Source organism: Halosimplex aquaticum, from assembly GCF_028747785.1.
GTDB classification, from domain to species: Archaea; Halobacteriota; Halobacteria; order Halobacteriales; family Haloarculaceae; genus Halosimplex; species Halosimplex aquaticum.
The window spans coordinates 2,352,826-2,377,408 of record NZ_CP118158.1; the positions used below are offsets into that span (position 1 = coordinate 2,352,826).

Below are 24,583 nucleotides of genomic sequence, written 5' to 3' on the forward strand. Positions count from 1 at the left end.
GAGAGGGGACTTGATGACCGCCTCAATCGGTGGTGTCGTCCACCGTTGCTGTCGTTGTCGGAATCGTCCTTGTCGGGACGCCTATGTCTACGGTTTGGTCACTTGGGTGGTGGCCCGCCACGACCTTTTCCCATTTTCGTTTTTGTACGATTTCAACCGACTGAGCCACTGCTACACCGTTTTTGATACGTCGAAAAAGAGAGGGTCGCTATCGCGGCTAAATCAGGTCCTCAAGCGTGGTCCGCTCGAACTCGCCAAGCGTCCGCTGTTCCTCCCCCACGGCGTAGTCGCCCCCACGCCGTCGGTGAAATTCCCAGTCGAACTCGCGGACCACTTTCTGAATCGTCTGGCGTCTCACACCGAACAGTCGCCCGATGTCGCCAGAGGACAAACCTAACTCGAAGTGTAGATATTTCAATACCTGTTCGTCGCGGTGGGGCTTCTCCAAGCGGACCATACGACGCGCCACGTCGTCGTCGGGAATCCTCACGTCGTACTGCTCGACGTAGGTCACGCCCCCTCACCCACCTTGGTAGCCACCTTCTCCGTGGCGGTCGCCAGTTGGTCCGTGGACACACCCCAGTCCGCTCGAAGGTCCGTGAGGGCGTCACGGTCCACGCGGAGGATACACCGCTGTTCGTTGGCGGCGTGGAGGGCGACCGCAAGAATCCACGTATCCATACCCCCGATGAAATTCAGGGTCTTGGGGGTCGGGAGGGTCGCCAGTTCCTTGGCCCGCTCCGTCGCGCTCTCCCCCAACTGTAGCGTGTTGGCGACGGACTGAACGAACCGCTGGCGGTCTTTGGTCAGTTCGTCGGCCTTGTTACAGTCCGCCCGACTGCGGCGTGGCGCGCGGTGGGAATCCACCCCCGCGTTCCGCGCCCACAGGGTGGCGAACTTGTCCCCCTTGGTCGCCCACCGCTCACAGTCGGGGAGTCGCTCGTTCGGGTCGTAGCCGTCCGCGTGGCGACCCCCGTAAAGCGTGGTGGCGTTCGGGTTTCCCTCGTTCTGGTCGTGGGTGAGGGCGTCGTCGGACCCGTCGCGTTCGGGAGTCCGTCGGTCCCGCTCCACGTGGTAGCCGTCTGCGAACTCTTGTTGTTTGATTTCCTGTTCATCCTTCCAATCGTACCGCTGTTGGGTGGTGGTCGTCATATAAGAAGTCCGTCACGTGGACCAAGCGGGGAACGACTACCACCCCGACCGAAAACCGTTCAGTTACCGTCTGTTACTCGAAGTCTCGGGTATCTACGCTCAGCCCGCCACTGCTGGACCGCTCCACATTATCCAGATTTGACACCGTGGTCCCGCCAAGTCGCAGGTCCTTCACGTCCGTCGGGTCCACGGTCCCGTTCTCCGCGCCTTCGAGTAGGCCACACTGGCGGAGAACGCCACGAACGTGGTCCTCCGAACAGTCGAACAGTCGGGCGATTTCCGCCGTGGACAGTCCGCGCCCCGCATACAGGTTGGCGACCACGAGCGGGTTATCCGACCGTACCGCGTCGTCGGGCCACGCCTCCGTGAGAACGCTCAGAGCGTCCTCAGTGGCGTTCTGTTCGCCGTCGTCGCCAAGGTCGAACAGTTCCCCCGCGTCCAACTGGGACGCGCCTGCGGCGTTCTGGATGGCTTCTCGCCACTTGTTACGGCTCACTTTGTCCGCGGTGGGCGTCGCCTCCGCCACCGCGTCGTCGTAGGACCCGACCGCGGGATGGCTCAGTAGCGCCTCCACCCAGTCGCGCCACTTGGGGGCGCTCAGTTGGGTGGGTTCGGTCGGATAATTCTGGTACGAATCCGCCGCCAGCGGGTCGCCTTCTCCGTACCCAAGTCGGTCGCCGTTCAGTAGGTCCTCCACGCGCTCACTGCGGTCCTCCACGCGGTCGCCGTCGCGGTCCCGCGCCGTCGCCACGTCGTACATTACTCGCCACCTCCGTAGGCCGTGGCGGGCGTAAGGGCGACCACGGTGTCCGTCGCTTCGAGGACCACCGCGCCGTCGGGGAGTTCAACCGCCCCGTCCTCCACGGGGAACAATGCTACCACGTACTCCGTTTCGTCCGCTCCCGCAGGGTAGACCGCCGTAAGCGTCCCGTCCTCGAAAGTGAGGCGGTGGTCGGCGTTCAGGGTGAGGCGGTCGAAGGCGTCCACGTTCTGACGGTTCTTGACCGTGAAATCGTTACTCATCGCCGCCCTCCGCGGGTTCACTCTCGCCCGCCACGGTGTATTTGGTCGTTGTCTGTTCGTCGTCGCTCAGTTCGTCGGGGATGTCGTTTTCGTTGTAGTATTCCATAAGGAAATTGATGATTTCTTCGTAGTTGTCTCGGGTCGCGTCTGTTCGACTGTCGTAGATTCCTACCTCACTGGCGAGGGCTTCTAACCGCGTGAGGGCGGACGAATCCACGCTAACCTTTCTCGTCTGATACGAACGGCTCAAGCCTTGTACCTCGCTATCAGGTCGGTTCGGTATCCAGTCGGTTCGTCGGGGACGTGGCGAAACTCAGTGTCGCCGTCGTAACAGCCACGACAGTAGTAATGGCCGTCGTCGTCGGGATACTGCGGCCAGCCCTCACACCCGTCCGCTTCGCAGGTTTCCGCGTTCATAGGCGGACGTTACTGGCCTTCTTTCGGTTCTTGACCATTTCCTCACACGCTTGGTCAATGACCACGCCCATAGGGACACGTTCGTCCCCATAGACGCGCTCACGGGTTTTCTTTACTTGTTTCAGTTCGTCGTCGGAAAGTCGTACTCGGTTCTGTCGTCGGGCCATAATTCAGTCCTCAGCGGTTCGCCCCTCGGGGCCACCGCTCTATGTCCATCGTAATTAGAGTCAGTCGTTATTAACACGCTCTAAGCGATTCTAAGGCCGTTATATCGTGAGACGCCCCTATTCCCCCGCGAGACGCCCCAACGCCAATGTTGGAAAGTTGATATTCCCCAACCCGAGTTAATAACTCCGCCCCAACGCCTCAACACGGGACGACCCCCTCACACCCGCCTAAACGAAAACCGCCGTCTCAAGCGTTCTCTGTCCGCTCGGAATAGTATTGGGTAAGCCCGTTGGGGACGTGGGCGTGGAGCGGTCAGGTCGGTGGCGGAGCGGTCCACCGACGTGGAGCCACGCGCGGGGATTATGCTGGCGGTCGAGATACCTCCGTGAACTGATACGTCCCCACGGATACGGACGTGAAAAATGTACGACAAAATCAAGCGAATCAAAGAACGAATCACGCGCCAGCGGTGTCCGCCGTGGGACGAATCCAGCGGTGTGAATGGTGTCGAACGGCTTTGCGAATTATATCAAAATGTCGGAAAGTCGTCTCATAGCGGGGGCGTTTTCCCGCGAGTTACGTCAAAACTATGAACAGGTGTCCGCAGTGTGGCGACCGATTCGAGAGACTTGGGCAACACTACGCCGTCGGGAGGTGTGACCGCCCCGACCTGTCCGACCGCCAGCGGGCGATAGTCGAATATTTGATACTACTCGGGGCGAACGTCCGTGAGGATAACACAGAACCTCGATTAGAGGTGTTTTCGACCAAGCGGTGGCGGTTGGCGTCCGTGGCGGACGCGCTCGGGTGGTTGGCGAACTCTCCGCGTCGCCACGTCGAGGCGACCGACCCCCACAGTAGCGATATGTGGGCGCTCACGTCCGTCCCCCACCCGTCCGTGGCCTACGGCGGACCCACGGACGTGGCGCGACTGCGACCGCTCACGGCGCGTCTGATAGTCGTGGAGCGGGCGACGTGGGTGGGCGACCTGTTCGGGTCGCTCCACGTGGACCTGCGAGGCTTCGACGTGGACGGCGACCACTTACGCCGTCTCTTGGCCCGTGAGGGCGTCGCCACGGTCGAATACGACGGGGAGGGGTATGCGGAGGACACCCATACCGCCCGCTACCACTGGCATCCCGACGTGGTAGTGGTCCCTCACTACGACGCGGTGGACCTTCTCGAATGGGTGGGTATGTCACTCAGTGACGTGGCGGACCCGATTCAACTGGGATAAGCGGGCGGTGGCGGTCGGTCCTCGCCCGACAGTGGTCGGGCTTGAGAGTCGGGACTTGTCCCGACGCCCTCAATTCCGATTAGACGCGACGCGACGCGCGTAGCCAGCCCGCGGGGTGGAGGGAGGGCGTCAGCCCGACCGCTCCCGACACGCGGGGCGGTGGCGGTCACTCAGTCCCGTGGAGCGGTGTTTCCACTGTCCAAGGTGTGGGGTAGCGTCGTCAAAAGTAGGTCCGTCCGCGCTTCGAGCGTCGTTCAGGCTTGGGGTCCGTACTTCCGCCCCGCGTCCACCGCGTCGTCGTTGGCGAGATTCAGGTAAATCTCAGTGACGTTAATGTCGTGGTGTCCACACAGGTCCCGCAGGAACGGGGCGCGCATCCCGTTCTTGGCGCATTGAACGGCGAAACTGTGGCGGAGGGTGTGAGGCGTGACAAGCGCCCGCTCACGGCCTTCCACGTCGGTCCCGTACACTTCTTGAAGCCCGCTTTCCTCCGCGGCTTGAGTGACCACGTAGCGGACGGTTTCGCCCGATATTCTCTCGCCTTGGCGGGTCGGAAAGAGGTACGGGGATTCGTCCGCGCCGTAGACCATCCCGCGCCCTACGTCCATCCAGTTCGCCAACTGTTGGCGGAGGGAATCGGGGTATGGGACCGTCCGCGCGTCCCCCGATTTCTCCGTCCACACCTTGATAGTCTGTTCGTCGCGAGGGTGTCATAGAACTCTTCTCACACCGTGATGATCGTGCTTCCCGGATTGTCTCCACGTTCGTAGTTGGTGATCGCGATGACAAGGCGAAGGCACAGCGCGAGGAACACCTGCGCTCGTGCGTGGACGCGGCCTCGGGCGTGGGTGCGCCCGAGGCCGCAGTCCTTCACTGATTCGTTGGTTCGTTCAACTCCCGTGCGGCGGTTGTACGTCTCATCTAGCGTCGGTTGCTTCAGCTGAACGTCTTCACTGTGTTCCTCGATGCGGTCTTCGACCCTGTACTCGATATCGAGCGGGTCGTCGGTGTTTCGCGCGTTGTACGGAGCGACTGGCACGACCCCTGCGGCCAGCAGGTGGTCGTGCCAGTCGAGCGTGTCGTAGGCGCTGTCACCGACCATCCAGATCGGTTGCTCGACGGCGAGCGCGTCACGGGTGACGCGCATCGCCGTCTCTTCTGGTGCTTGTTTGCTCTCGGTGAACTCCGCTGCGATCGGTATCTTTTGCCCGGTCGAGACGATTGTACAGCCGTAGCCGTAGTAGTACTCGTCCTTGGTTGGATCGTAGCACTTTGACGCATCTGGGTCGGCTGGCATCGCCCTCACGTCGGTCGAATCGATACAGTAGGTCAAGTCGAGCAGGCCGCGGCGGGCGGCCTGCTCGACGAGGTGATCGAACACCTCGTTAGCGACGTGTTCGAGGTCGGTGAGGAAGCGATCGACCGCGTCTCTCGACGGCGGTCGATCGAAGCCACAGCTCAACCAGACGACCGTGTTCCGAAGCTCTCGTTCGACGGGGCGGATGCCGTAGATATCTTTGTAGTAGCAGTGGAGAAAGCCACGCATCAGCTCTGGTGGTTCGTGGTCTCGTGTTCGCCCCGTCTGCGCCGGGGCGAACACGTCAAACTCTTCGAGAAATTCGAAGGAGAGGTGCTCGAACAGCGCTAGCGTCTCTGTCTCCACGACATTGAAGAACGACTCTACCGAAGGATCATCTTGCAGGGTCGCTGAACTCATCCACCTCAGCGTTCACCCTGCTCTTTGGTGTGCTAATCGTTCTATGACACCCTCGACCGTCGGCAACCGCGTCGTCTGGGCGGAGAACCCGACCGACGAGCAACTCACGGTGACCGTCACGAACGATACCGGACCGGTCCGTACGCTCCAGGTCGCCGCCGGTGCGAACGAGTCGATCACCGGGCTCGACCCCGGCGCGTACACGCTGACCGCCGGGACCGCAGCGGGCGAGTCCGTGCCAGTCAACGGCGAGACCGAGTGGCCGTTCGAACTCCCGCCGGATCTCGACTCGGTCACGCTGTCCGTCGAGGACAACCTCACCGCGACGAATCCCAACGATCAGTCGGTCGACCTGACCGTCGCGAACGAGTCGGGCGTCGTGACGACACTCGCGGTCGGGGCCGATTCGACGGCGGAGATCGACGGGACGACCCTCGAAACGGGCAACTACACCGCCTCTGCGGAGTCTGCAGACGGCCGCAGCGTCCCCGTCGACGGCGAGTGGAACCTGACGTTCGCGTTCGAGCGCCCCGAGACGCCCGTGGGCACGACCGCCGCCCCGACGGGAACCGAGACGGCCACCTCGACCGCGACCGAGACGGCGACTGACACCCAGACCGAGACGGCCACTTCGTCACCCACCGAGACGACGACGGGTCCCGAGACGGAGACGCCGACAGACACGGCGACTGCGACGGCTACTGACACGGCGACGGCGACAGAGACCGAGACGCCCACCGCGTCGCTCACAGAGACGCCCACCGCGTCGCCGACCGAAACCCCGACGGAGACACCGACAGCGACGCCGACAGAAACCCCGACGGAGACACCGACAGCGACGCCGACAGAAAACCCAACTGAGACGCCGACCGCGACGCCGACGCCGGCACCGACTCCGTCCCCGACGGAGACCGCTACAGCGACGCCGACCGAGACGGGGACTGAAACGGCGGGTGTCGCGGCGGCCCAGACACCGACCGAGGCGACGGACGAACTGGCGGAGGCGAGAGCGACACTCGACGCCGCGGTGTCGCAACTGGGGGACCTCTTCGCCAGTCTCGACTGACGTGAGCGGTCGGGTGCATTCGGCTGCTCGTCGCGGAAGCGGTCCGATCTGAACGCCCACAGCGGACAGACGGCACTGCCAAAGTCCACTGCTACCCTCGCGGGAAGCGCTACGTCCGACCGCGACCTTTCGACCAGAACGTCGCGGTGATCACTTTCTCCAAAAGCGACCGTGTTGTCGACAGATAGATCGCGCAGTTGACGCTATCGACTGTTCCCCCAGGGGTCCGCCCGGACGGGGGCGTTCCAGAACGTGAAATCCACTGATAATTAGATCATCGACGTTTCATTCAACCAGGGTATTAAATCATGTTGTTCCGATGATAGAGTGGAATGGCACCAGACACCAATTCGCACGGATCAGACGAGCGGGGAACGGGCACACGGGAACGAACGGCGACGCGTCGGGGCGTCCTCCGGGCGACCGGTGCGGGCGTGGCCGGAGTCGCCCTCGGGGGGCTTGCGGGGACCGCGGCGGCCGACGGGAAGACGCCGTCGCGGCTGCACACCGACGGCAGGTGGGTCAGAGACGCCGACGGCGAGGAAGTCAGATTGCGCGGGCTCGCGACGGCGTCGATGGGGTTCTACGAGGTCGAGGGGATCCACCCGAAGACGCCCACGGAAGTCGTCGGCTGGGCGAGCAATCCGGCCCGGGGCTGGTACCCCAACGTGGTCCGCTTGCCTGTCACCCAGTGGGACGTGGACCAGCTTGGGGTCGACGCGCTGGTCGACGAGGTGCTTCGGCCTGTCGTCGATCTGCTGGCCGAGCGGGGCACCTACGCGCTGATCGACTATCACCTCGTCCACCCCTACACCGAGGCGGCCGCCGACGACGCCGACTACGACACCAGTCCGGACGAGATCGTCCGGAACTTCTGGAGCGGCGTCGCGCCGGCATTCGCCGACGACGACCACGTCCTCTACGAGCTGTTCAACGAACCGACGTACCCGATCTTCTGGAGCGACAACGGCGAGAGCGTCGAGAGCCCCGAAGACGAGTGGCTGCTGTGGCGCGAGACGGCCCAGCCGTGGGTAGACATGGTCCGCGAGGAGGCGCCGGAGACTCCCATCGTCATCGGGTCGCCCAGCTGGACCTCCCGGACGAACTTCGCCCCGGAGTACCCCTTCGAGGGCGAGAACCTGATCTACGCCGCCCACATCTACCCGGACAACGGACAACCCGAGGAGTTCGACGACACCTACGGCGCGCCCGCCGAGGACGTGCCCGTCTTCGTCACCGAGTTCGGCTGGGACCCCTACAGCGACGGGCTCGACCACGGCACCAACACCGACTGGGGCCAGCCGTTCCGCGAGTGGGTCGAGGGCTACGACAACATGGGGTGGGCCGCCTGGTGTTTCGACGACTCCTGGGCGCCGGCGATGTTCGACTCGCCCGGCGCGGGCGGCGCCGACGAGTGGACGCTGCGCTCGGCGCCCGAGGAACACGGCGGGTTCATCAGGCAGTGGCTCGCCGAGACCTCCGATGAACCGCTCGCCCTGTTGCGCCCGGGCAAGACCGAGGCCACCGAGGGCGATACGGTCCAGTTCGAGGCCCACGAGACCACGCCCGACAACCGCTGGATCGATTCGCTGGAGTGGACGTTCGGCGACGGCGAGTCCGCCGAGGGCTGGTCGGTCAGTCACGCGTTCGACGACCCCGGCCAGTACGAGATCCGGCTCACTGCCACCGACAACGAGGGGGAGTCGACCACCCACGGGCTGGCGATCACGGTCTCCGAGCTGACCGAGAAGCTCGCGAAGGCCGAGCCGAGTACGACCGCGCTGGCCGTCGACGAAACTATCGAGTTCGAGGCCCGCGACACCTCCGGCAACGACCGCTGGATCGACGCGCTGGCCTGGGAGTTCGGCGACGGAACCACGGCTGAGGGCTGGTGGGCTTCCCACGCCTACGATACCACGGGGACCTACACCGTCGCGCTGACTGCGACCGACAACACCGGCCACTCGACGACTCACGAGGTCGAGATCGCCGTCGAGGAGGTCGATAGTTAATTCGGATACTGCTGAATTCACCGCCCCCTGACGTTCTGACCGGATGGAAGGACGGTCTCAGAGCCTCGAGTTCATCGTCCCTGTCGTAGAAGGTCATTATCTGGATAATAATAACCGCGATAATGATCTAGTGCTTGCGGCGAGCGGCCGTCTGCCGGTCGACTGTATACCGAGTGTACCCCGGAACTCGACACGGTCAGTGGAGAGGAACGCACTGTCGCCCTCTCCCACGGTCCTCGAAGGCTTACTCGGGGTGGCCGCGGAATCACTCAACAGCTGGTGATTCGCAAAGGGGCAACTGCCGCTCGCGAAGATCAACGGTTAATTATTCCATTCAACATGGTGGATGGATCTGTGATTTGTAGAGGTCTTGGGAACGATTCGTGGCACAGGACGGCTTCGCACGGCGCTGGACGGCAGATGGGAAGAACAGAAGCGAAAGAAACCCGTAAGGACGAAAATATATATGTAAATACGACAAATGTCTATACAGAGCATGTCCCAATTGATGAAGTGCCTATCGCATACAAAAATCCGTCTTCGATATTAGAGAATATCCGGCCAACTGTAGATATTGAAGAGCGACTCGATACGATACACAATCTTAAATCAAAATGGCGTATTCAGATGAAGAATGGCTGAGCTCACTTCGGAGGTGTCATGAGGAGCATGGGAAGGTGACTCCAGCCACTTTCAATGAAGACGATAGATTCCCGAGCTATACAGGCGCTGTAAATCGGTTTGGAAGCTGGACGCGAGCGAAGGAATTAGCCGGAGTTGGGGAAACTCAAACAGTCGAATGTAAGGGATGCGGAGAAAGATTTGCTCATATTGGAAAGCATTGGAATAACTCTTCGTGTAGATGGCCAGCTCTTTCATCAACGCAATTAGAACTGCTGACAGGTGTGTTAATGGGGGATGGCACGTTACTTCGTGATGGGACAAATTGTTGTATCGGCATTGAGATGGCAAATCGAGAATACCTTGAGTGGCTAGATCAGCGACTGCAACCCTTCTCTACCGGGGTGAAATTAAAACATAGCTCGTCGGAACAATTGGAAAGAGCGAAAGAGGCACCTTTAGATCCTATCCGTAATTCGACGGTTCTGAAACCCTCCTATCTCCTTCTCACCCGTCGGTCACCACAGCTAAACCGATTCCGTGGCTGGTATGATACTTATCAAAAGCGGTATCCATCCAATCTCTCATTGACACCAGCAATATTCCAGCAATGGTATTGTGGTGATGGGACACTCAATATACGAGCGAAAGCAGCGAATCCTCATGCAACAATTACCTGTAAAAATGAACAAGATCGAGCTGAATTCATCACTAGCTTATTTCAAGAAGTGGGTTTCGAACCAACGCATCGAAATGGAAGATTTGTATTCGACGTAGAAGATACCTCGGAACTCTTAGAATGGGCAGGGCGGGCGCCGCCTGGTTTTGAATACAAGTGGGCAGATACGTATAAAGCGTACACTGAACTAAAGCCACCTTAACGGAGTTAGTAGCCAGCGACTGGTGATCCCGTTCAACATGGCCGAGGGATCGCTGCTCGCCCGTGGGCGGGGGAACGACGAATACCACCAGACGGCGCCCCACGGCGCTGGCCGCGTGATGGGACGCCGCGAGGCTCACGAGTCGCTCTCGCTGGAGGACTTCGAGGCGTCGATGGAGGGCGTCTACTCCGAGTCCGTCGTCGACGAGGTCCTCGACGAGGCGCCGATGGCCTACAAGCCCGCGGAGGCGATCGCCGACGCCGTCGAACCGACCGCCGAGGTCGTCGACTGGCTGGACCCGGTACACAACCTGAAGGCGCTGGAGTGAGTGCTGCAGTTCGTTCCGGGTTCGGAAATCCCGATTTCTGTAATACCCCGTCCGATACTCACTCGACGGACAACCGGCATCCCAGTTCAATTGCAGTTACAGACCTGGCATATACTCGATCAAAAATAGATGCAATCACAGTTATGCCAGATACTGTGGCTGCGAGAATTGCGAAGTCGTGAGACACATTGACAATGCTGTCGATTTCTTGTCTCTGCCGGAAGTGTGGCGGGACAATACTCGCCAGAAATCGAGGTTTACTGGCATATTCCGGTGAATATGGAAATAAACGTCTCGTTTGACGGAGAATTGATCCGCCGGAACGCGATCAGGTCCCGAGAGACACCGTTCCGGCCCGAAATTGATGATTCGATTCGGGGCTAGTTCGATACGGTATCGATCGCGAAGTTGTTTCGACCGTGCCTGGGCCAGCGAGCGGTCTGTCGACCGATACTATAAATTTAAAATACATCTACGAGTTTTTATGCGTATGGTCGCTGTGTGTACGGGTATGGTCCCTACTCGGCCAAGCGAAGTTTCGGATCCAATTTCGACCCGGGTCGGCGTCGGCGAACCGTCTCCGGGCCGGCACAAGAGTTAACTGGAGTTCCGTGCTGGATGCCTCATGGAACTGACACGCCGCGACGCGATAGCGGCGCTTGCGGCGATCGGCGTCGGTGGTGGCGTGGCCTACGGCGCGTCCGAGCTCGCAGGCAGGGACGGACCTGGCGGGTCGGACGGAACGCCGTCGGAAACCGGGGACTCCGATGCGCTGCTGGAGACGGCGGTGGCACTCGCCGAAGTCGTCTACCCGACGGAGGTCACCGAGGTCGAGTCGTTCGTCCGGACGTTCGTCTCCGGTCGGGTCGAGAGCGACGACGCTCGCCGCGCGGCGATGATGGACGCCGCGAACGCGCTGGACGACCGGGCGCACTCGGAGTACGGCACGCCGTTCCGCGAACTGAAACCCGAGGAGGGGAACGCGCTCCTGGAAACCCTCGGAATGTCACGAGTCGACCCCGATCCGGAGGGCGACGAGCGCCAGCGGATCCGGTACTACCTCGTCAACGAGTTACTCTACGGGCTGCTGCGCTCGCCGAAGGGCGGTCAACTGGCCGGCATCGAGAACCCGCCGGGCCACCCCGGAGGGCTGGAGGCCTACCAGCAGGAGCCAGGCCGATGAGTGCGACCGACCGCACGCCGTCGGAGCGAGCGGACGTCTGCGTCGTCGGCGCGGGTCCCGCAGGTGGCATCGTCGCCCACTCGCTGGCTACGCGGGGACACGACGTGGTCGTCCTCGAAGCCGGCCCGCGCGTTCCCCTGGACGAACGGCTGGCGCGCATGGAGCGCCACCAGCGGCCGGCCCACGACTGGACGGACGTCTGGGGGATGGGCGGCGAGCGCGACGCCTACACCTCCACGGGTGACGTGGACTATCCGCTCAACAGGACGCGCATCAAGGGCGTCGGGGGCACGACGCTCCACTGGATCGGCTACACGCCGCGGCTCCACCCGAAGGACTTCGAGATGGAGAGCCGCTACGGCCTCGCCACCGACTGGCCGATCTCCTACGACGACCTCCGACCGTACTACGCCGCGGCGGAGACGGAGATGGGCGTCTCGGGCGCCGACGACAACCCGTTCGCGCCGCCCCGGGAGGAGCCGTTCCCGATGGAGGCGTTCCCGCCGAGCCACTCCGATTCGATCCTCGGCGCGGCCTGCGAGGAACTGGGCATCGACGTCCACTCCGTCCCGCAGGCTCGCAACAGCGAGGGGTACGACGGCCGTAGCGCCTGCGTCGGCTACGGCACCTGCCACCCGGTCTGCCCCTCCGGCGCGAAGTACGACGGCTCGGTCCACATTCGTAAGGCCGAGTCCGAGGGCGCCCGCGTCCTCGACCGGGTCCCTGTCCAGCGGCTCGAACACGACACCGAGGGCGAGCGCGTCGAGGCCGCCGTCTACGCGACGCCGGACGGGACCGAACACCGGCAGGAAGCCCGCCAGTTCGTGATCGCCTGCGGCGCCATCGAGACGCCGCGACTCCTCCTGCTCTCGAAGTCCGAGACCTACCCCGACGGACTCGCCAACTCCTCCGGAGCCGTGGGTCGCTACCTGATGGACCACCTGCTGTACCTCGTCACCGGACAACTCACGGAACCTACCGGCCAACACCAGGTCGGCTTCTCCACGTCGGTCACCCACCAGTTCTACGACCACGAGGAGGCGTCCCCCGGAAGCTTCTTCGTCGGCTTCCTCAACTACGCCGGCCCGTCGCCGGTCGAGGCCGCGCTGAGCGACGGCGGGTGGGGCGACGACGTCACGGCGGCAATCCGGCGCTCCTATGGGGGCCACATCGGGACGGAGGCGCTCGTCGAACAGCTTCCGGATCCGGCGAGTCGCGTCACGCTCGACGACTCCCGGACGGACGACCACGGCAACCCCGTCCCGGACGTCCACTGGACGGTCGGCGACCACGGGCGCGCGACTGCCGAGAAAGCCATCCGGGTCCAGCGCGACATCCTCGAGGAGGCCGGCGCGAGCATCGACTACGCCACCCCGCCCGACCGGCCGCTTTCGGGGAGTCACCCGATGGGGACGACACGAATGGGCGAGGACCCCTCAGAGAGCGTCGTCGATTCGCGTCTCCGGACGCACGACCTCGCGAACCTCACGATCGCCTCCAGCAGCGTGTTCCCGACGGGCGGCGCCATGAACCCGACACTCACGATCGCCGCCCTCTCGCTCAAAGCCGCGGACCACATCCACGAAGACCGCTGATCCGATAGACGGTGACCGTCCGTCGAACCCCCGGCCAGCCAAAGTTATTTCAACTCATACTGTCGTATTAGTTTCTATGGGACGCGTTAGCATAAATAACGTGACGAAAACGTATGACGGGGGAATCCTGGCGGTCGACGGGGTGGACCTGGACATACGGGACGGCGAGTTCGTGACGATCGTCGGTCCGTCCGGGTCCGGCAAGTCGACGCTGCTCCGGATGATCGCCGGGCTCGAAGACATCAGCGACGGAACGATCGAGATCGGCGACACCGTCATCAACGACGTGCAACCCCAGGATCGGGGCGTGGCGATGGTGTTCCAGAACTACGCGCTGTACCCGCACATGACGACCCGGAAGAACATGTCCTACGGCCTCAAGCTCACGACGGATCTGCCCGACGACGAGATCAGGCAGAAGGTCGAGGAGGCCGCGGAGATGATGGGCATCGAGGAGCAACTCGACAAGAAACCGGGCAGTCTCTCGGGCGGCCAGCAGCAGCGCGTCGCGACCGGGCGGGCCATCGTCCGCGACCCCGAGGTGTTCCTGATGGACGAGCCCCTGTCGAACCTCGACGCGAAGCTCCGCGTCCACATGCGCACCGAACTCCAGCGCATCCAGGAGGAGCTCGGCACGACGACCATCTACGTCACGCACGACCAGGAAGAGGCGATGACGATGAGCGACCGCATCGTCGTGTTGAACCACGGGACGATCCAGCAGATCGGGACGCCGGACCAGATCTACAACGAGCCCGCCAATCAGTTCGTCGCGGACTTCATCGGCAGCCCCTCGATGAACATGTTCCCCGTCAGGCTGGAGGGCAACAAACTCGTCGGGGGCGCCTTTGAGTATCGCCTCTCGGACGCTCGCCTCGAACAGGCCCACCAGTACGTGGACGACGGGGAGGAACTGACGCTGGGGATCCGCCCCGAGAACATCCGTCTCGTCGACGAGCCGTCCGAGAACACGATCGAGGCGCACCTCGACGTGCGCGAACCCGTCGGGAGCGACAACTACCTCTACCTCACGCTGGGGGCGGACGAGTGCCGGGTTCGCGTCCCCGGATCGGTCAAGCCCGAAGAGGGAACGGACGTCTTGGTGGAGTTCGCCGAGTCGGACATCCACCTGTTCCGCCAGGACACCGGGAAGAACGTCCTCGTCTCGGAGCAAGTGGCTGCGGAGACGTCCGCCAGCGGCGATTCGGTTGCTGCCGCAGAGAACTGATCCGCCTGCCCCCGTCATCGCCGTCCCTGTTACTGTCGTCTTGAGGCCTCTAGGCTGCCCCTTCGTCGCGTATTACGGGCGCATAACTGTTGGATTTATAATTAATAATCGGAGCGGTTAAATATGATCCGTTTCTACGTACGGGTATGCGTGACAGTAGCAAAGGCGTCGAACAGCGCAGGAATCGGCGGAAATTCATCAAGGGCGTGGGGGCCGTCGGCGTCCTCGGCCTCGCCGGCTGTTCCGGCAACGGTGGTGGCGACGGAGGCGGTGGCGGCGGTGGCGGCGGCGGAGGTGGCGGAGCCGGGACGCAGACGGCCACCGGCACGCCGTCCGCGACGCCGCCCGACGCCGAGACGGTCCTCACGTACTGGACGCTGTTCGGCGGCGGCGACGGCGTCGTGATGAAATCGATCATCGACAAGTTCAACAAGGAACAACCACTCGGCGAGAGCGTCGGTATCCGGCGCCAGCGGGTGCCGTGGGACCAGTACTACGACAAGCTGTACACGTCCATGACCGGGGGCGCCGCGCCCGACATGGCGATCATGCACGGGTCCTACCTCCGCCGGTACGGGGACGTCCTCACGAACTACAAACCGCTGATCGACTTCAAACTGGAGGACGAGTACCTGAGCACGTACGTCGACTTCGTGACCATCGACGGGAACATCAACGCGCTGCCGCTGGACTTCCACCCGGCGGGCATCTACTACAACAAGGACATCTTCGAGGAGGCCGGTCTCGACCCGGAGAGTCCGCCCAAAAACTGGGACGAGTTCAAGTCCGCCGGGGACACGATCGCCTCGAAGACCGACAACGACGTGTACGCACCGACGCCGTACATGGACGGCGTCGGTGCGTACCGCGCGTGGAGTAGCTGGGTCAAACAGGCCGGCGGTCAGATATTCAACGAACAGCACGAGCCGGTGTTCAACAACGAGGCAGGGCGGAAGATGACCAAGCTGTACTGGCGGATGACCGGTGAGATGAACTGGACGCAGCAGTCGTCCTCGGAGAACTGGGCCAACCAGCGGTTCCAGAACGGGAACCTCGCGATGGTCTCGAACGGGACCTGGTACGTCAACGTCATGCGGGAACTCGAGGACTTCAACTGGGGCTTCTTCAAGCCGTTCGTCGCGCCCAACCGCACGCAGAAGAAGGCCTGGGCCGACGGTCACACGATCGTCTTGCCGCGGAACCCCGACCGCAGCGACAAGAAGACGCAGCTCGCGGCGGAGGCCGCCCACTGGATCACGACGCAGAATCCGGAGTGGGGGTCCGAAGCGGGTCACCTGCCCGCGGCCCGGCAGATCCACGAGTCCGGCGCGCTCGAGAGCTCGCCGATCTACGACAAGACGCTGTCGAAGTTCCTCGAGATGGCCAAGAACGACGCGTACTTCTTCCACCCGCAGGTCCCCAGTGGGAACCCGAACAACGCCAACTGGTGGAACTGGCTGATCGACGTCTGGGCCCACAACACGGAGCCCGAACCGGCGATCGAATCGGGCATGAAGACCATCAAGAACGCGATCAAGTGACACCCTGAGAGGGGACTTACCGACCCCATTCCACTATGTCAATACGAGATCAGATTTCGTCGTACAGGAGAGGGGAGGACGAGCGCAGGCGCCAGACTATCGGCACGGTGAACCGGGAGACCATCGAGGGATACCTCTGGTCGATCCCCTACCTGGCGGCGTTCGTGGTGTTCCTGCTGTGGCCCCTGGTGAAGGGGCTGTACATGAGCTTCCACGACTGGAATCCGCTGTTCCCCAGCGAGTCCACGTGGATCGGGCTGGAGAACTACATCCAGATCGTGAACGACCCGTTCTTCTGGAGCGCGCTCTGGAACACGATCTACTTCGTCGCGCTCACGGTGCCGACGATGGTCGTACTGAGCCTCGGGCTCGCACTCGGCGTCAACCGCAACGTCGCGGGGAAGAAGGTGCTGCGGACTATCTTCTTCAGCCCGTACGTGTTGACCATCGCGGTCGTCGCGATCGTCTGGCTGGAACTGCTCTCGGTCGATTTCGGACCGATCAACTACTACCTCGGCATCCTCCTCGGCATCAGTCCGCAGTGGCTCACGTCGCGGCTGCTGGCGATGCCGTCGCTCGCCGTCACGACTATCTGGTGGCTGCTGGGGTTCAACTTCATCATCCTCCTCGCCGGCCGCCAGAGCATCCCGGAGCGCCTGTACGAAGCGGCGCGGCTCGACGGCGCGGGCACGTGGCGCGCGTTCCGCGACATCACGCTCCCGCAGATGCGAAACTCGATCCTGTTCGTGGTCATCATCCAGTTCATCCTCCAGTTCCAGGTCTTCGGTCAGCCGTACATCATGACCGGCGGCGGTCCCGCCCAGTCGACGCGGACGATCGTCTACTACCTCTACCAGTCGGCGTTCAACCAGCAGGCGTACGGCTACGCCGCTGCCATCGGGTACATCCTCTTCGCCATCCTGGTGGGCATCTCGCTGATCAACTACTTCGTCATCGGAGGTGACGCCGATGAGTGACGCCCGGGCCGACCGGTCGAGGCTCGACCGGCTGAGAGACGACTGGTCGCTCGAAGACGTGGGTATCCACGCGGTCCTCTACGGGTTCGCGATCCTGTTCGCGATGCCGTACTTCTACATGCTCACGGTGTCGTTCCAGCCGCGGTCCGAGGCCATCGAGCCCGTTCCGCACTGGATCCCCCAGACGTTCACGCTTCAACACTACGAGTACCTGTTCCAGAACTCTCTCATCGTCAAGTGGACGTTCAACACGTTCCTGATCGCCGGGACGGCGACGCTGCTGATCCTGCTCGCCGACTCCATGATCGCGTACTCGCTGTCCCGCATGGACTGGCCCGGCCAGTCGGTCATCCTGGTGATAATCGTCGCGAGCTTCATGGTGCCGTACTACCTGAACATCGTGCCGCTGTTCACCATCGTTGCGAACCTCGGCCTCGTCAACAGCTACCTCGGCGTCATCCTGCCGGCAGTGGCCAGTCCGCTGGGGGTGTTCATGCTCTACCAGTTCTTCAAGGACATCCCGGAAGAGTACGAGGAAGCGGCCAGGCTCGACGGGTTCTCGAACTTCCAGATCTACACGCGGATCGTCCTGCCGCTGTCGCGGCCGGTGATGACCGCGCTCGGGCTGTTCATGTTCGTCTACAACTGGAACGCGTTCCTCTGGCCGCTCATCGTCCTGCAGGACAACGCGTCGTACACGCTACCGATCGGGCTCGTCTCGACGCTGAACGCGCAGATATACCGGCCGGGCCGGACGATGGCGATGGCGCTCATCGCGTCGGTCCCGCTCATCCTGATGTTCCTCTTGCTCCAGCGCTACCTCGTGCGCGCTGTCGAGCTCCAGGGCGTCACGGAATGAGCGGGAACGATACCGGCGTTCCATCGGCCCATCGCGCCCTCTGGTCGGCGTTCAAGCTCCTCCCCGGACACGCGGTTTCGTTCGTCGTCGTGAGCCTCGCCTGGTCGCTCGCTTCGCTGCCCGTCGTCACGGTCGGGCCGGCGACGCTCGGCGCGTACGCCGCGCTCATATCGATCCGCGAGGAGGGCAGCGTCGACGCCGGATTCGTCCTGCAGACGCTGCGCGAACACGGACTCGACGCCCTGCTTCTGGGCGTCGTCGTGATCGTGACGTCGACGATAAGCCTCCTGTACTTCGGCCGCTTCGTCGCGACGGGGTCTCGGCTGGCCGGCGTGCTCGGCGTGGCCGGGATCTACGTGTCAGTCCACGTCGGACTCGTGCTGGTGCCGGCGTTCGTCGGCCTCGCGAGTGGCGCCGACCTGTCGGAGGCGGTCAGGAGTGGGTACTACTGGACGGTCACACAGCCGCTCGTCGCCGTCTCGATGCTCGTTCTCACGTCGCTGCTGTTGGTAGCGTCGGCCCTGCTGACCGTCGCGGTCGTGGTGGTCTTCCCCGCGCTCGCCGCCGCGTTCCACACGGAACTGGTGTCCGACGTCTTCGCCGCCGACACGGAACCGAGCCACCCGGGAGAAGACCGGCCCCCGACCGCGGGGTACCGCGATTCCAGAAACGTCTGACTCCCGACGGACCTCGGGCGGGAATCGACGGTTCCCCGGTGCCGGAAAACGGCCCGCCATCGCCGGGGGCGTGCTCTCCCAGGCAGTCACGACGAGTCCGACGACGAGACGCCCGAGCGACCGATCTGTTACAGACGGTCCGTACCCGAGATCACGTCCCGATTCGCCGACGGTCCGGATATCTCTCTCGGCAACGCCTTCGGGCCGCTCGCGGTCGATCGCCAGACCGAGAGCGGGCCTGCCTGCGGCCGCTTCTCGTTTCGACCACGTCTCCCCCTCATCAGTGTCGAGAGACGCTATCCGAGCGCAGACGACGCGGCCCGTCCAGTTCCGATAGTATCGGACGTCACGAGATCAGACCGTCGGCCGCTGTTCGGCGGGTAGCGTGGACTGCTGTTTGATTGTCCTGTCACCGGATTCGATTCAACAGGTCCCGGACACGATCGGTGCGTTCCCTGTCCGTCGAATGCGGCTGTGGCAAACAGTAACGCGATATGCGGTATCAAATATCACTGGTTTAACTCGGAGTAACAGATTACAAAATTATGGCTGTAATCCAAAGGCGACTGGCCCGCTTCCAGCGGTGGTCGGATCGTTCCGGCCTTTTCGGAACAGAACGGAAACGCGGGATCGAACCTCTCAGGGTCGCCGCAGTGACAGTTCGCGGGCCCGGTTTCGGCGATCGCCGAACGGAGGGTGTGCGCGGTGATAACATATTTATCCTCAAAGGCGGTTACTAAAAACGGACGAATGAGATATTTCCAGACAGGCGACCGAACGGAACCAGCCGTCGTCGTCGAGCACGACGACGGGCTGTACGACCTGAGCGAGGCGGCCGTGGGGATCGACTCGTTCAGGGAGCTCGCCCGGTCGGCCGCCATCGCAGACCGGTCGCTGACTGACCTGACGGCCGCGCTGTGCGAGGACGCGCCGACCGTCGCGCGGGAGGCCGTCCGAAGCGAACTCCGCATGCCGGTGCGGCCCGACGAGATCTGGGGCGCCGGCGTGACCTACGCTATCAGCCAGGAGGACCGCCAGGAGGAAGGCGGGCTCGGTGAGACGTACCTCGACGCCTACGAGGCCGAGCGGCCCGAAGTGTACTTCAAGGCCACGCCCACCCGGACGGTCGGTCCCGGCGAGGCGGTCGGTATCAGGGGCGACTCGGACTGGAACGCGCCGGAGCCGGAGCTATCGCTGGTCCTCCTGGACGGCGAGATCGTCGGGTACACCGTCGGCAACGACGTGTGTAGCCGCTCCATCGAGCGCGAGAACCTGCTCTATCTCCCCCAGAGCAAGATCTACGACCGGAGCTGTGCGATCGGTCCCGCCGTCGCGCTGGTCGACGACCCGCACGACCTCGAGATGTCGATGACCATCGAGCGCGACGGCGAGTCGGTGTTCAGCGAGTCGACCTCCACCGCGGAGATGGTCCGCACCTGCGAGGAACTGGCCTCGTACTTCAGGCGCCACAACTACGTGCCCGAACTAACCGTCCTGCTCACCGGGACCTCGATCATCCCGCCGGCCGACGTGACGCTCCGCGAGGGGGACACAGTCGAGATCACCATCGAGGGGGTCGGGACGCTGGAGAACGACGTCGTCGAAGTCTGACCGTGTGAACGCCTTCGTTGACAGATCAACTGGGTCGACGTTCCAGGGACCGCACGCCGATCGGCGGTCGCGTCTCTTTCGGGTTTGTTATCGACTTCGTACGGGAAGCGGGCACTTCCTGACCGGGCGACGATCGATTCGTCTTCGCGCGAAGGCGCCGTTTACGCCCGAGATCGGCGGGGCTGAATTCCGATATCGTCGGAACCGTTAAGCGCGCGCGACGCCTGTAGCGGGATATGGATCCCGGCGATGGCCCCAAGATAAACGCCACCGCGGTGAGTTTCCGTATCCTCGACCGGATCAAAGACCACGACGGGATGACGATGACCGAGATCGTCGAGGCGATCGACAAGCCGACCAGCACCGTCCACGACCACCTGCAGACGCTGACGGACCTGGGGTACCTCGTGCGGGAGGACGACGAGTACGTGCTCGGCATGAAGTTACTCGAACTGGGCGGGTACGCCCGCACGCGCTCGCGACTGTGCCGGATCGCCGAGTCGGAGATCCAGAATCTCGCGCTCGACGTCGGCGACCACGCGAACCTCATGGTCGAGGAGAACGGGCTCGGCGTGTTCCTCCTCAAGCGCAAGGGGGACGAGGCGCTCTCGCTGGATACCTTCGAGGGCAAGCGCGTTCACCTCCACACTACCGCGCTGGGGAAGTCGATGCTGGCCTACATGGACGACGAGCGGCTCGACGGTATCATCGAGGAGCACGGACTCCCGTCGGTGACGGAGAACACCATCACCGACGAGGACGAACTGCGCGCGGAACTCGACGCGATCCGCGAGCGCGGCTACGCCACCGACGACGAGGAGCGTCTCGAGGGGATCCGCTGCGTCGCAGCGCCGGTCCGGACCTCCGGAGACGAGGTCGTCGGCGCCGTCAGCGTCTCCGGCATCAAGAGCCGGATGCAGGGCGAACACTTCCGCGAACGCGTCCCCCAGAAGGTGCTCAGCACCGTCAACATCATCGAAGTCAACATGCGACACAAGTAGCCCGACTGCGGCCTGGACGGGGACGAGTCGGCGTTCCCGACGGAGAACGCGAGCGGCCTGCGGGCTGGACGCCGGACCACTTCTGGAAGACCGCCGTGGACGAGTCCGTCGGGGACCCGTCGTTCGTCTGACCCAGTGAGACACCGACGGCTGGGCCCTCCTCGCGCCGCCGGACGGGGCCGCTACTGCAACCCGCCGAGCGTCTCGATACCGTTCAGCCGTTCCATCTCCGCGTCGCTCAACTCCAGGTCCAGCGCCGCGATGTTCTCCTCGAGCTGTTCGACCGAGCTATAGCCGACGACCGGGATCGTCGGCGGATCCCGCTGGGTCATCCACGCGAGGGCGACCTGGTTGCCCGAGGCGTCCTTCCGCTCGGCGATATCCTGCACCGCCTCCATCTTCAGGCGGTTCTCCGTCGTGACGTACCCCTCGGGGATCCGTCGGTCGTCGCGGCCGTAGCACCCCTGCAGGAGCGGCGAGTACGGGAGCATCGTCAGGTCGTGGTCGTCGCAGTACGTGACGAGTTCGTCGGTGGCCGGCCGCTGGGGCGCGAAGTCCGCGTTCCGGTGCGGGACGAGATACGAGAACCGCGGCTGGACGCAACTGAACTCCGTTAGCCCGCGCTCCTCGGCGAGCGTGTTCGCGCGAGCGAGCCGCCACCCGTGGTAGTTGCTGGCCCCGATGTGGCGGACCGTCCCTGATTCGACCAGCCGGTCGAAGGCGGCCATCGTCTCCGCGAGCGGCGTCTCGCGGTCGTCGACGTGGGCGTACAGCAGGTCGACGTAGTCGGTGCCGAGGCGGTCGAGGCTCTTCTCAACTTCCCGTTCGATCAGGTCGGGGTCCAGCGACTGCGGGACGTCGCCGTAGTCGAACCCGACCTTCGTCGCGAGGAACATCTCGTCGCGATTGCCGCGGTCGGCCATCCACTCGCCGAGGAACGGTTCGCTCGCGGGCTCGTCGTGGCCGTCGACCCACGTCGCGTAGATGTTGGCCGTGTCGAGGAAGCGGCCGCCCGCCTCGTAGTAGCGGTCCAGGATCGCCCGCGAGGTCTCCGGGTCGGTCCGGCTGCCGAAGTACATCGCGCCGAGACAGAGCGGGCTGACCGTCTCTCCGGTCGTGCCGAGCGGGAGTTCGTCCATGCCCGATCTGGCGGCGCGAGGGGCAAAAGCACCCGTGGTCCAGGAAGTGCGGTGGTGCGGTGTGGCGCAATGTGGCGCGGTGTGACGCGGTGTGGTGCGACGGTGTGGCGCAGTGTGGCGCGGGACAAAGCCCGGGTCGCGGGGCCGCGGAGTCGCCGTCGCCGGCGTCTCAGGGCAGGTCCGAGCGGTGCCAGACCTGCATATCGCCGGCGTCGCGGTTGTCCCAGGCGTAGTACGGGACGAGCGTGAGATCCGCCGCCTCGGATCCTGTCTCGCTAGCTGAACGGTACAGCGACCCCTCCCAGCCGTCGAGATCGGGGACCGTCGCGTCCATTTCGAGCGTCGTCACGCCTTCCAGGAGCGAGGGGTCGTGGGTCGCCTCGGCATCGGCGCCCGTCGGCACGGCGTACTGGTGGAGCGGGCGGTCGTTGTCGACTGCCTCGGCGGCGTAGACCAGCGGCGCGCGCTCGACCGCGACGCGGCCGGCGTCGTCCTCGACGGCCGGGTGGGCGGCGACCAGTTCCGTCTCCCGGTCGAGCGTGACCGCGACGGTCTCGCCGTCCCACTCGCGGTCGAGGCGGACGAACCCGTCGCCGTCGACGTCGACTTCATCGCCGTCGATCTCGATGGTCGCGTCGGTGGCCCACTCGGGGATCCGGACGTTGACCGGGACGCGCCCGTCGGCGTCGATTTCGAGCGTCGCCTCGGGATCCCAGGGGAGCGAACTCGACTGCTCGACGGTCACGTCCACGCCGTCGACCGTCGTGTCGAGGCGACTGCCGACGAACTGGTCGACGTAGAGTTCGCCGTCGCGCTTCGAGTAGAGGTACTGTCCGAGCGAGGCGAACAGGCGCGCGGCGTTCGGCGGGCAGCAGGCGCAGGTGAACCAGCCCTTGCGGTGGTGGTCGCCGGAACTCGCGAGCGGGTTGACGTAGAAGAAGCGCTTCCCGTCGAGGCCGACGCCCGCGAGGAAGCCGTTGTACAGCGTCCGCTCGATGAGGTCGGCGTACTTCGCCTCGCCCGTCCGGTCGAGCAGTCGCTGGTTCCAGAAGATGCTCCCGATGGCGGCGCAGGTCTCGGCGTAGGCCGTCTCGTTCGGCAGGTCGTAGTCCTCGGTGAACCCCTCGTGTTCGTGCGCCGGGCCGATGCCGCCGGTGACGTACATCCGCTTTTTCGTCATGTTCTCCCAGAGGCGCTCCATCGCGGCCCACAGCTCCTCGTCGCCGGTCTCCTCGACGAGGTCGGTGACGGCGGCGAAGAGGTACATCGCGCGGACGGAGTGGCCCTCGACGGTGTCCTGTTCGCGGACGGGCGCGTGGTCCTGGGCGTAGCGACCGTCGTACTCGCCGTCGTCGTCGAGGAAGACGACCTTCGCGCCCTCGGCGGCGCCGTCGCCGTCGTTGTACTCGTGGCCGGCGACCTCGTCGAGGTGCTCGAACTCCCAGGCGAGGCGGTCGTCGTGGCCCCGTCGGTCGACGAAGTACGTCGCGCGGTCGAGGTAGCGCTCCTCGCCCGTCACGCGGTAGAGCTTGATCAGGGCGAGTTCGATCTCCTCGTGGCCGGGGACGCCGTCGATCTCGTCGCCGAAGACGTCGTCGACGTGGTCTGCGAACCCGATCCCCACGTCCAGCAGCGTCCGGTCGCCGGTGGCCCGGTAGTGAGCCACCGCCGCCTCGATGAGGTGGCCGCCGCAGTACAGCTCGTGGAGCATGTTGAGGTTCGTCCACCGCTTGTCGGGCTCGACGAGCTGGAAGTAGGTGTTGACGTAGCCGTCATCGCGCTGGGCGCGGGCGACCAGGTCGATCACCTCGTCGACGCGCTCGCGCAGGTCGGGGTCGTCGGCCTTGGCGAGCTCGTAGCTCGCCGCCTCTATCCACTTGTAGGCGTCGCTGTCCTGGAACCACATGCCGCTGAAACCGCCCTCTTTCCCGTCGATGACGCGGCGGAAGTTCTCGAGGCTTCCCGATTCCTCCAGTTGCTCGTACTGGTACTCGATGGTCTCCGTTCGGTTGCGTCGGATCCACGGCGACCAGAACTCGTCGTCGATCTCCACCTCGTCCACGTCGACCGAATACTGCGGGACCGTCATGTGTCGACTCGCACATCGTCCGAGGGGGGAATAACGGTACTGGTCGCCACCCGCGGGCGGC

24 protein-coding genes and 1 pseudogene are annotated in these 24,583 nt (G+C 63.8%); 15 read left to right on the plus strand and 10 right to left on the minus strand.

Features of this window, described 5'->3' with window-relative positions:
- Positions 1 to 217: 217 nt before the first annotated feature.
- The 6 genes from PSC72_RS11925 to PSC72_RS11950 form a co-directional block, all read right to left on the minus strand.
- Complete coding sequence (locus PSC72_RS11925) at positions 218 to 514, minus strand: hypothetical protein (RefSeq protein ID WP_274326093.1); 297 nt, start codon at positions 512 to 514, stop codon at positions 218 to 220.
- The gene (locus PSC72_RS11930) at positions 511 to 1,152 is read right to left on the minus strand and encodes a hypothetical protein (protein WP_274326094.1); all 642 of its coding nucleotides are present in this window, start codon (positions 1,150 to 1,152) and stop codon (positions 511 to 513) included. Before PSC72_RS11930 ends, PSC72_RS11925 begins: the two co-directional genes overlap by 4 nt.
- 73 nt (positions 1,153 to 1,225) lie before the next feature.
- The gene (locus PSC72_RS11935) at positions 1,226 to 1,912 is read right to left on the minus strand and encodes a hypothetical protein (protein WP_274326095.1); all 687 of its coding nucleotides are present in this window, start codon (positions 1,910 to 1,912) and stop codon (positions 1,226 to 1,228) included.
- Entirely contained in the window at positions 1,912 to 2,175 is a 264-nt protein-coding gene (locus PSC72_RS11940; RefSeq protein WP_274326096.1) for a hypothetical protein, read from the minus strand. The genes PSC72_RS11935 and PSC72_RS11940 overlap by 1 nt, the downstream gene beginning before the upstream one ends.
- On the minus strand, positions 2,168 to 2,392 hold the full coding sequence (locus tag PSC72_RS11945; protein ID WP_274326097.1) for a hypothetical protein: 225 nt from the start codon (positions 2,390 to 2,392) through the stop codon (positions 2,168 to 2,170). Before PSC72_RS11945 ends, PSC72_RS11940 begins: the two co-directional genes overlap by 8 nt.
- Positions 2,393 to 2,421: 29 nt before the next feature.
- On the minus strand, positions 2,422 to 2,592 hold the full coding sequence (locus PSC72_RS11950; RefSeq protein ID WP_274326098.1) for a hypothetical protein: 171 nt from the start codon (positions 2,590 to 2,592) through the stop codon (positions 2,422 to 2,424).
- 757 nt (positions 2,593 to 3,349) lie between these two features.
- On the opposite strand from PSC72_RS11950, the gene PSC72_RS11955 reads away from it, so the two are divergent.
- The gene (locus tag PSC72_RS11955; protein ID WP_274326099.1) at positions 3,350 to 3,997 is read left to right on the plus strand and encodes a hypothetical protein; all 648 of its coding nucleotides are present in this window, start codon (positions 3,350 to 3,352) and stop codon (positions 3,995 to 3,997) included.
- Positions 3,998 to 4,251: 254 nt separating this feature from the next.
- On the opposite strand, the gene PSC72_RS11960 is transcribed toward PSC72_RS11955, so the two are convergent.
- Positions 4,252 to 4,680 (minus strand): tyrosine-type recombinase/integrase, encoded by a 429-nt coding sequence (locus PSC72_RS11960; protein ID WP_274326100.1) that lies wholly within the window; start codon positions 4,678 to 4,680, stop codon positions 4,252 to 4,254.
- 41 nt (positions 4,681 to 4,721) lie between these two features.
- Complete coding sequence (locus tag PSC72_RS11965; RefSeq protein ID WP_274322795.1) at positions 4,722 to 5,714, minus strand: transposase; 993 nt, start codon at positions 5,712 to 5,714, stop codon at positions 4,722 to 4,724.
- Positions 5,715 to 5,757: 43 nt separating this feature from the next.
- On the opposite strand from PSC72_RS11965, the gene PSC72_RS11970 reads away from it, so the two are divergent.
- The 14 genes and pseudogenes from PSC72_RS11970 to PSC72_RS12035 all read left to right on the plus strand — a co-directional run bounded on the left by PSC72_RS11970 (position 5,758) and on the right by PSC72_RS12035 (position 21,294).
- Positions 5,758 to 6,780 (plus strand): hypothetical protein, encoded by a 1,023-nt coding sequence (locus PSC72_RS11970; RefSeq protein WP_274326101.1) that lies wholly within the window; start codon positions 5,758 to 5,760, stop codon positions 6,778 to 6,780.
- 332 nt (positions 6,781 to 7,112) lie between these two features.
- On the plus strand, positions 7,113 to 8,792 hold the full coding sequence (locus PSC72_RS11975) for a PKD domain-containing protein (RefSeq protein ID WP_274326102.1): 1,680 nt from the start codon (positions 7,113 to 7,115) through the stop codon (positions 8,790 to 8,792).
- Positions 8,793 to 9,071: 279 nt separating this feature from the next.
- Complete coding sequence (locus PSC72_RS11980) at positions 9,072 to 9,434, plus strand: RtcB family protein (protein WP_274326103.1); 363 nt, start codon at positions 9,072 to 9,074, stop codon at positions 9,432 to 9,434.
- A gap of 35 nt (positions 9,435 to 9,469) precedes the next feature.
- The gene (locus PSC72_RS11985; protein WP_274326104.1) at positions 9,470 to 10,294 is read left to right on the plus strand and encodes a hypothetical protein; all 825 of its coding nucleotides are present in this window, start codon (positions 9,470 to 9,472) and stop codon (positions 10,292 to 10,294) included.
- Between the two features lie 13 nt (positions 10,295 to 10,307).
- Positions 10,308 to 10,622 (plus strand): annotated as a pseudogene (locus PSC72_RS11990) (RtcB family protein); the annotation flags it as partial.
- 625 nt (positions 10,623 to 11,247) lie between these two features.
- The gene (locus PSC72_RS11995) at positions 11,248 to 11,805 is read left to right on the plus strand and encodes a gluconate 2-dehydrogenase subunit 3 family protein (protein WP_274326106.1); all 558 of its coding nucleotides are present in this window, start codon (positions 11,248 to 11,250) and stop codon (positions 11,803 to 11,805) included.
- Positions 11,802 to 13,400 (plus strand): GMC family oxidoreductase, encoded by a 1,599-nt coding sequence (locus PSC72_RS12000; RefSeq protein WP_274326107.1) that lies wholly within the window; start codon positions 11,802 to 11,804, stop codon positions 13,398 to 13,400. Before PSC72_RS11995 ends, PSC72_RS12000 begins: the two co-directional genes overlap by 4 nt.
- A gap of 76 nt (positions 13,401 to 13,476) precedes the next feature.
- A complete protein-coding gene (locus PSC72_RS12005) occupies positions 13,477 to 14,628 on the plus strand; it encodes an ABC transporter ATP-binding protein (RefSeq protein ID WP_274326108.1) in 1,152 nt (383 codons plus the stop codon).
- A 146-nt stretch (positions 14,629 to 14,774) separates the two neighbouring features.
- A complete protein-coding gene (locus PSC72_RS12010; protein ID WP_274326109.1) occupies positions 14,775 to 16,169 on the plus strand; it encodes an extracellular solute-binding protein in 1,395 nt (464 codons plus the stop codon).
- 35 nt (positions 16,170 to 16,204) lie between these two features.
- Positions 16,205 to 17,146 (plus strand): carbohydrate ABC transporter permease, encoded by a 942-nt coding sequence (locus PSC72_RS12015; protein ID WP_274326110.1) that lies wholly within the window; start codon positions 16,205 to 16,207, stop codon positions 17,144 to 17,146.
- Entirely contained in the window at positions 17,139 to 18,005 is an 867-nt protein-coding gene (locus tag PSC72_RS12020; RefSeq protein WP_274326111.1) for a carbohydrate ABC transporter permease, read from the plus strand. Before PSC72_RS12015 ends, PSC72_RS12020 begins: the two co-directional genes overlap by 8 nt.
- Positions 18,002 to 18,682 (plus strand): hypothetical protein, encoded by a 681-nt coding sequence (locus tag PSC72_RS12025; RefSeq protein ID WP_274326112.1) that lies wholly within the window; start codon positions 18,002 to 18,004, stop codon positions 18,680 to 18,682. Before PSC72_RS12020 ends, PSC72_RS12025 begins: the two co-directional genes overlap by 4 nt.
- 750 nt (positions 18,683 to 19,432) lie before the next feature.
- Entirely contained in the window at positions 19,433 to 20,293 is an 861-nt protein-coding gene (locus PSC72_RS12030; protein ID WP_274326113.1) for a fumarylacetoacetate hydrolase family protein, read from the plus strand.
- A 236-nt stretch (positions 20,294 to 20,529) separates the two neighbouring features.
- The gene (locus PSC72_RS12035) at positions 20,530 to 21,294 is read left to right on the plus strand and encodes an IclR family transcriptional regulator (protein WP_274326114.1); all 765 of its coding nucleotides are present in this window, start codon (positions 20,530 to 20,532) and stop codon (positions 21,292 to 21,294) included.
- A 182-nt stretch (positions 21,295 to 21,476) separates the two neighbouring features.
- On the opposite strand, the gene PSC72_RS12040 is transcribed toward PSC72_RS12035, so the two are convergent.
- Both PSC72_RS12040 and PSC72_RS12045 read right to left on the minus strand, forming a co-directional pair.
- On the minus strand, positions 21,477 to 22,433 hold the full coding sequence (locus PSC72_RS12040) for an aldo/keto reductase (protein ID WP_274326115.1): 957 nt from the start codon (positions 22,431 to 22,433) through the stop codon (positions 21,477 to 21,479).
- A 169-nt stretch (positions 22,434 to 22,602) separates the two neighbouring features.
- Complete coding sequence (locus PSC72_RS12045; protein WP_274326116.1) at positions 22,603 to 24,522, minus strand: glycoside hydrolase family 127 protein; 1,920 nt, start codon at positions 24,520 to 24,522, stop codon at positions 22,603 to 22,605.
- Between the last annotated feature and the right edge of the window lie 61 nt (positions 24,523 to 24,583).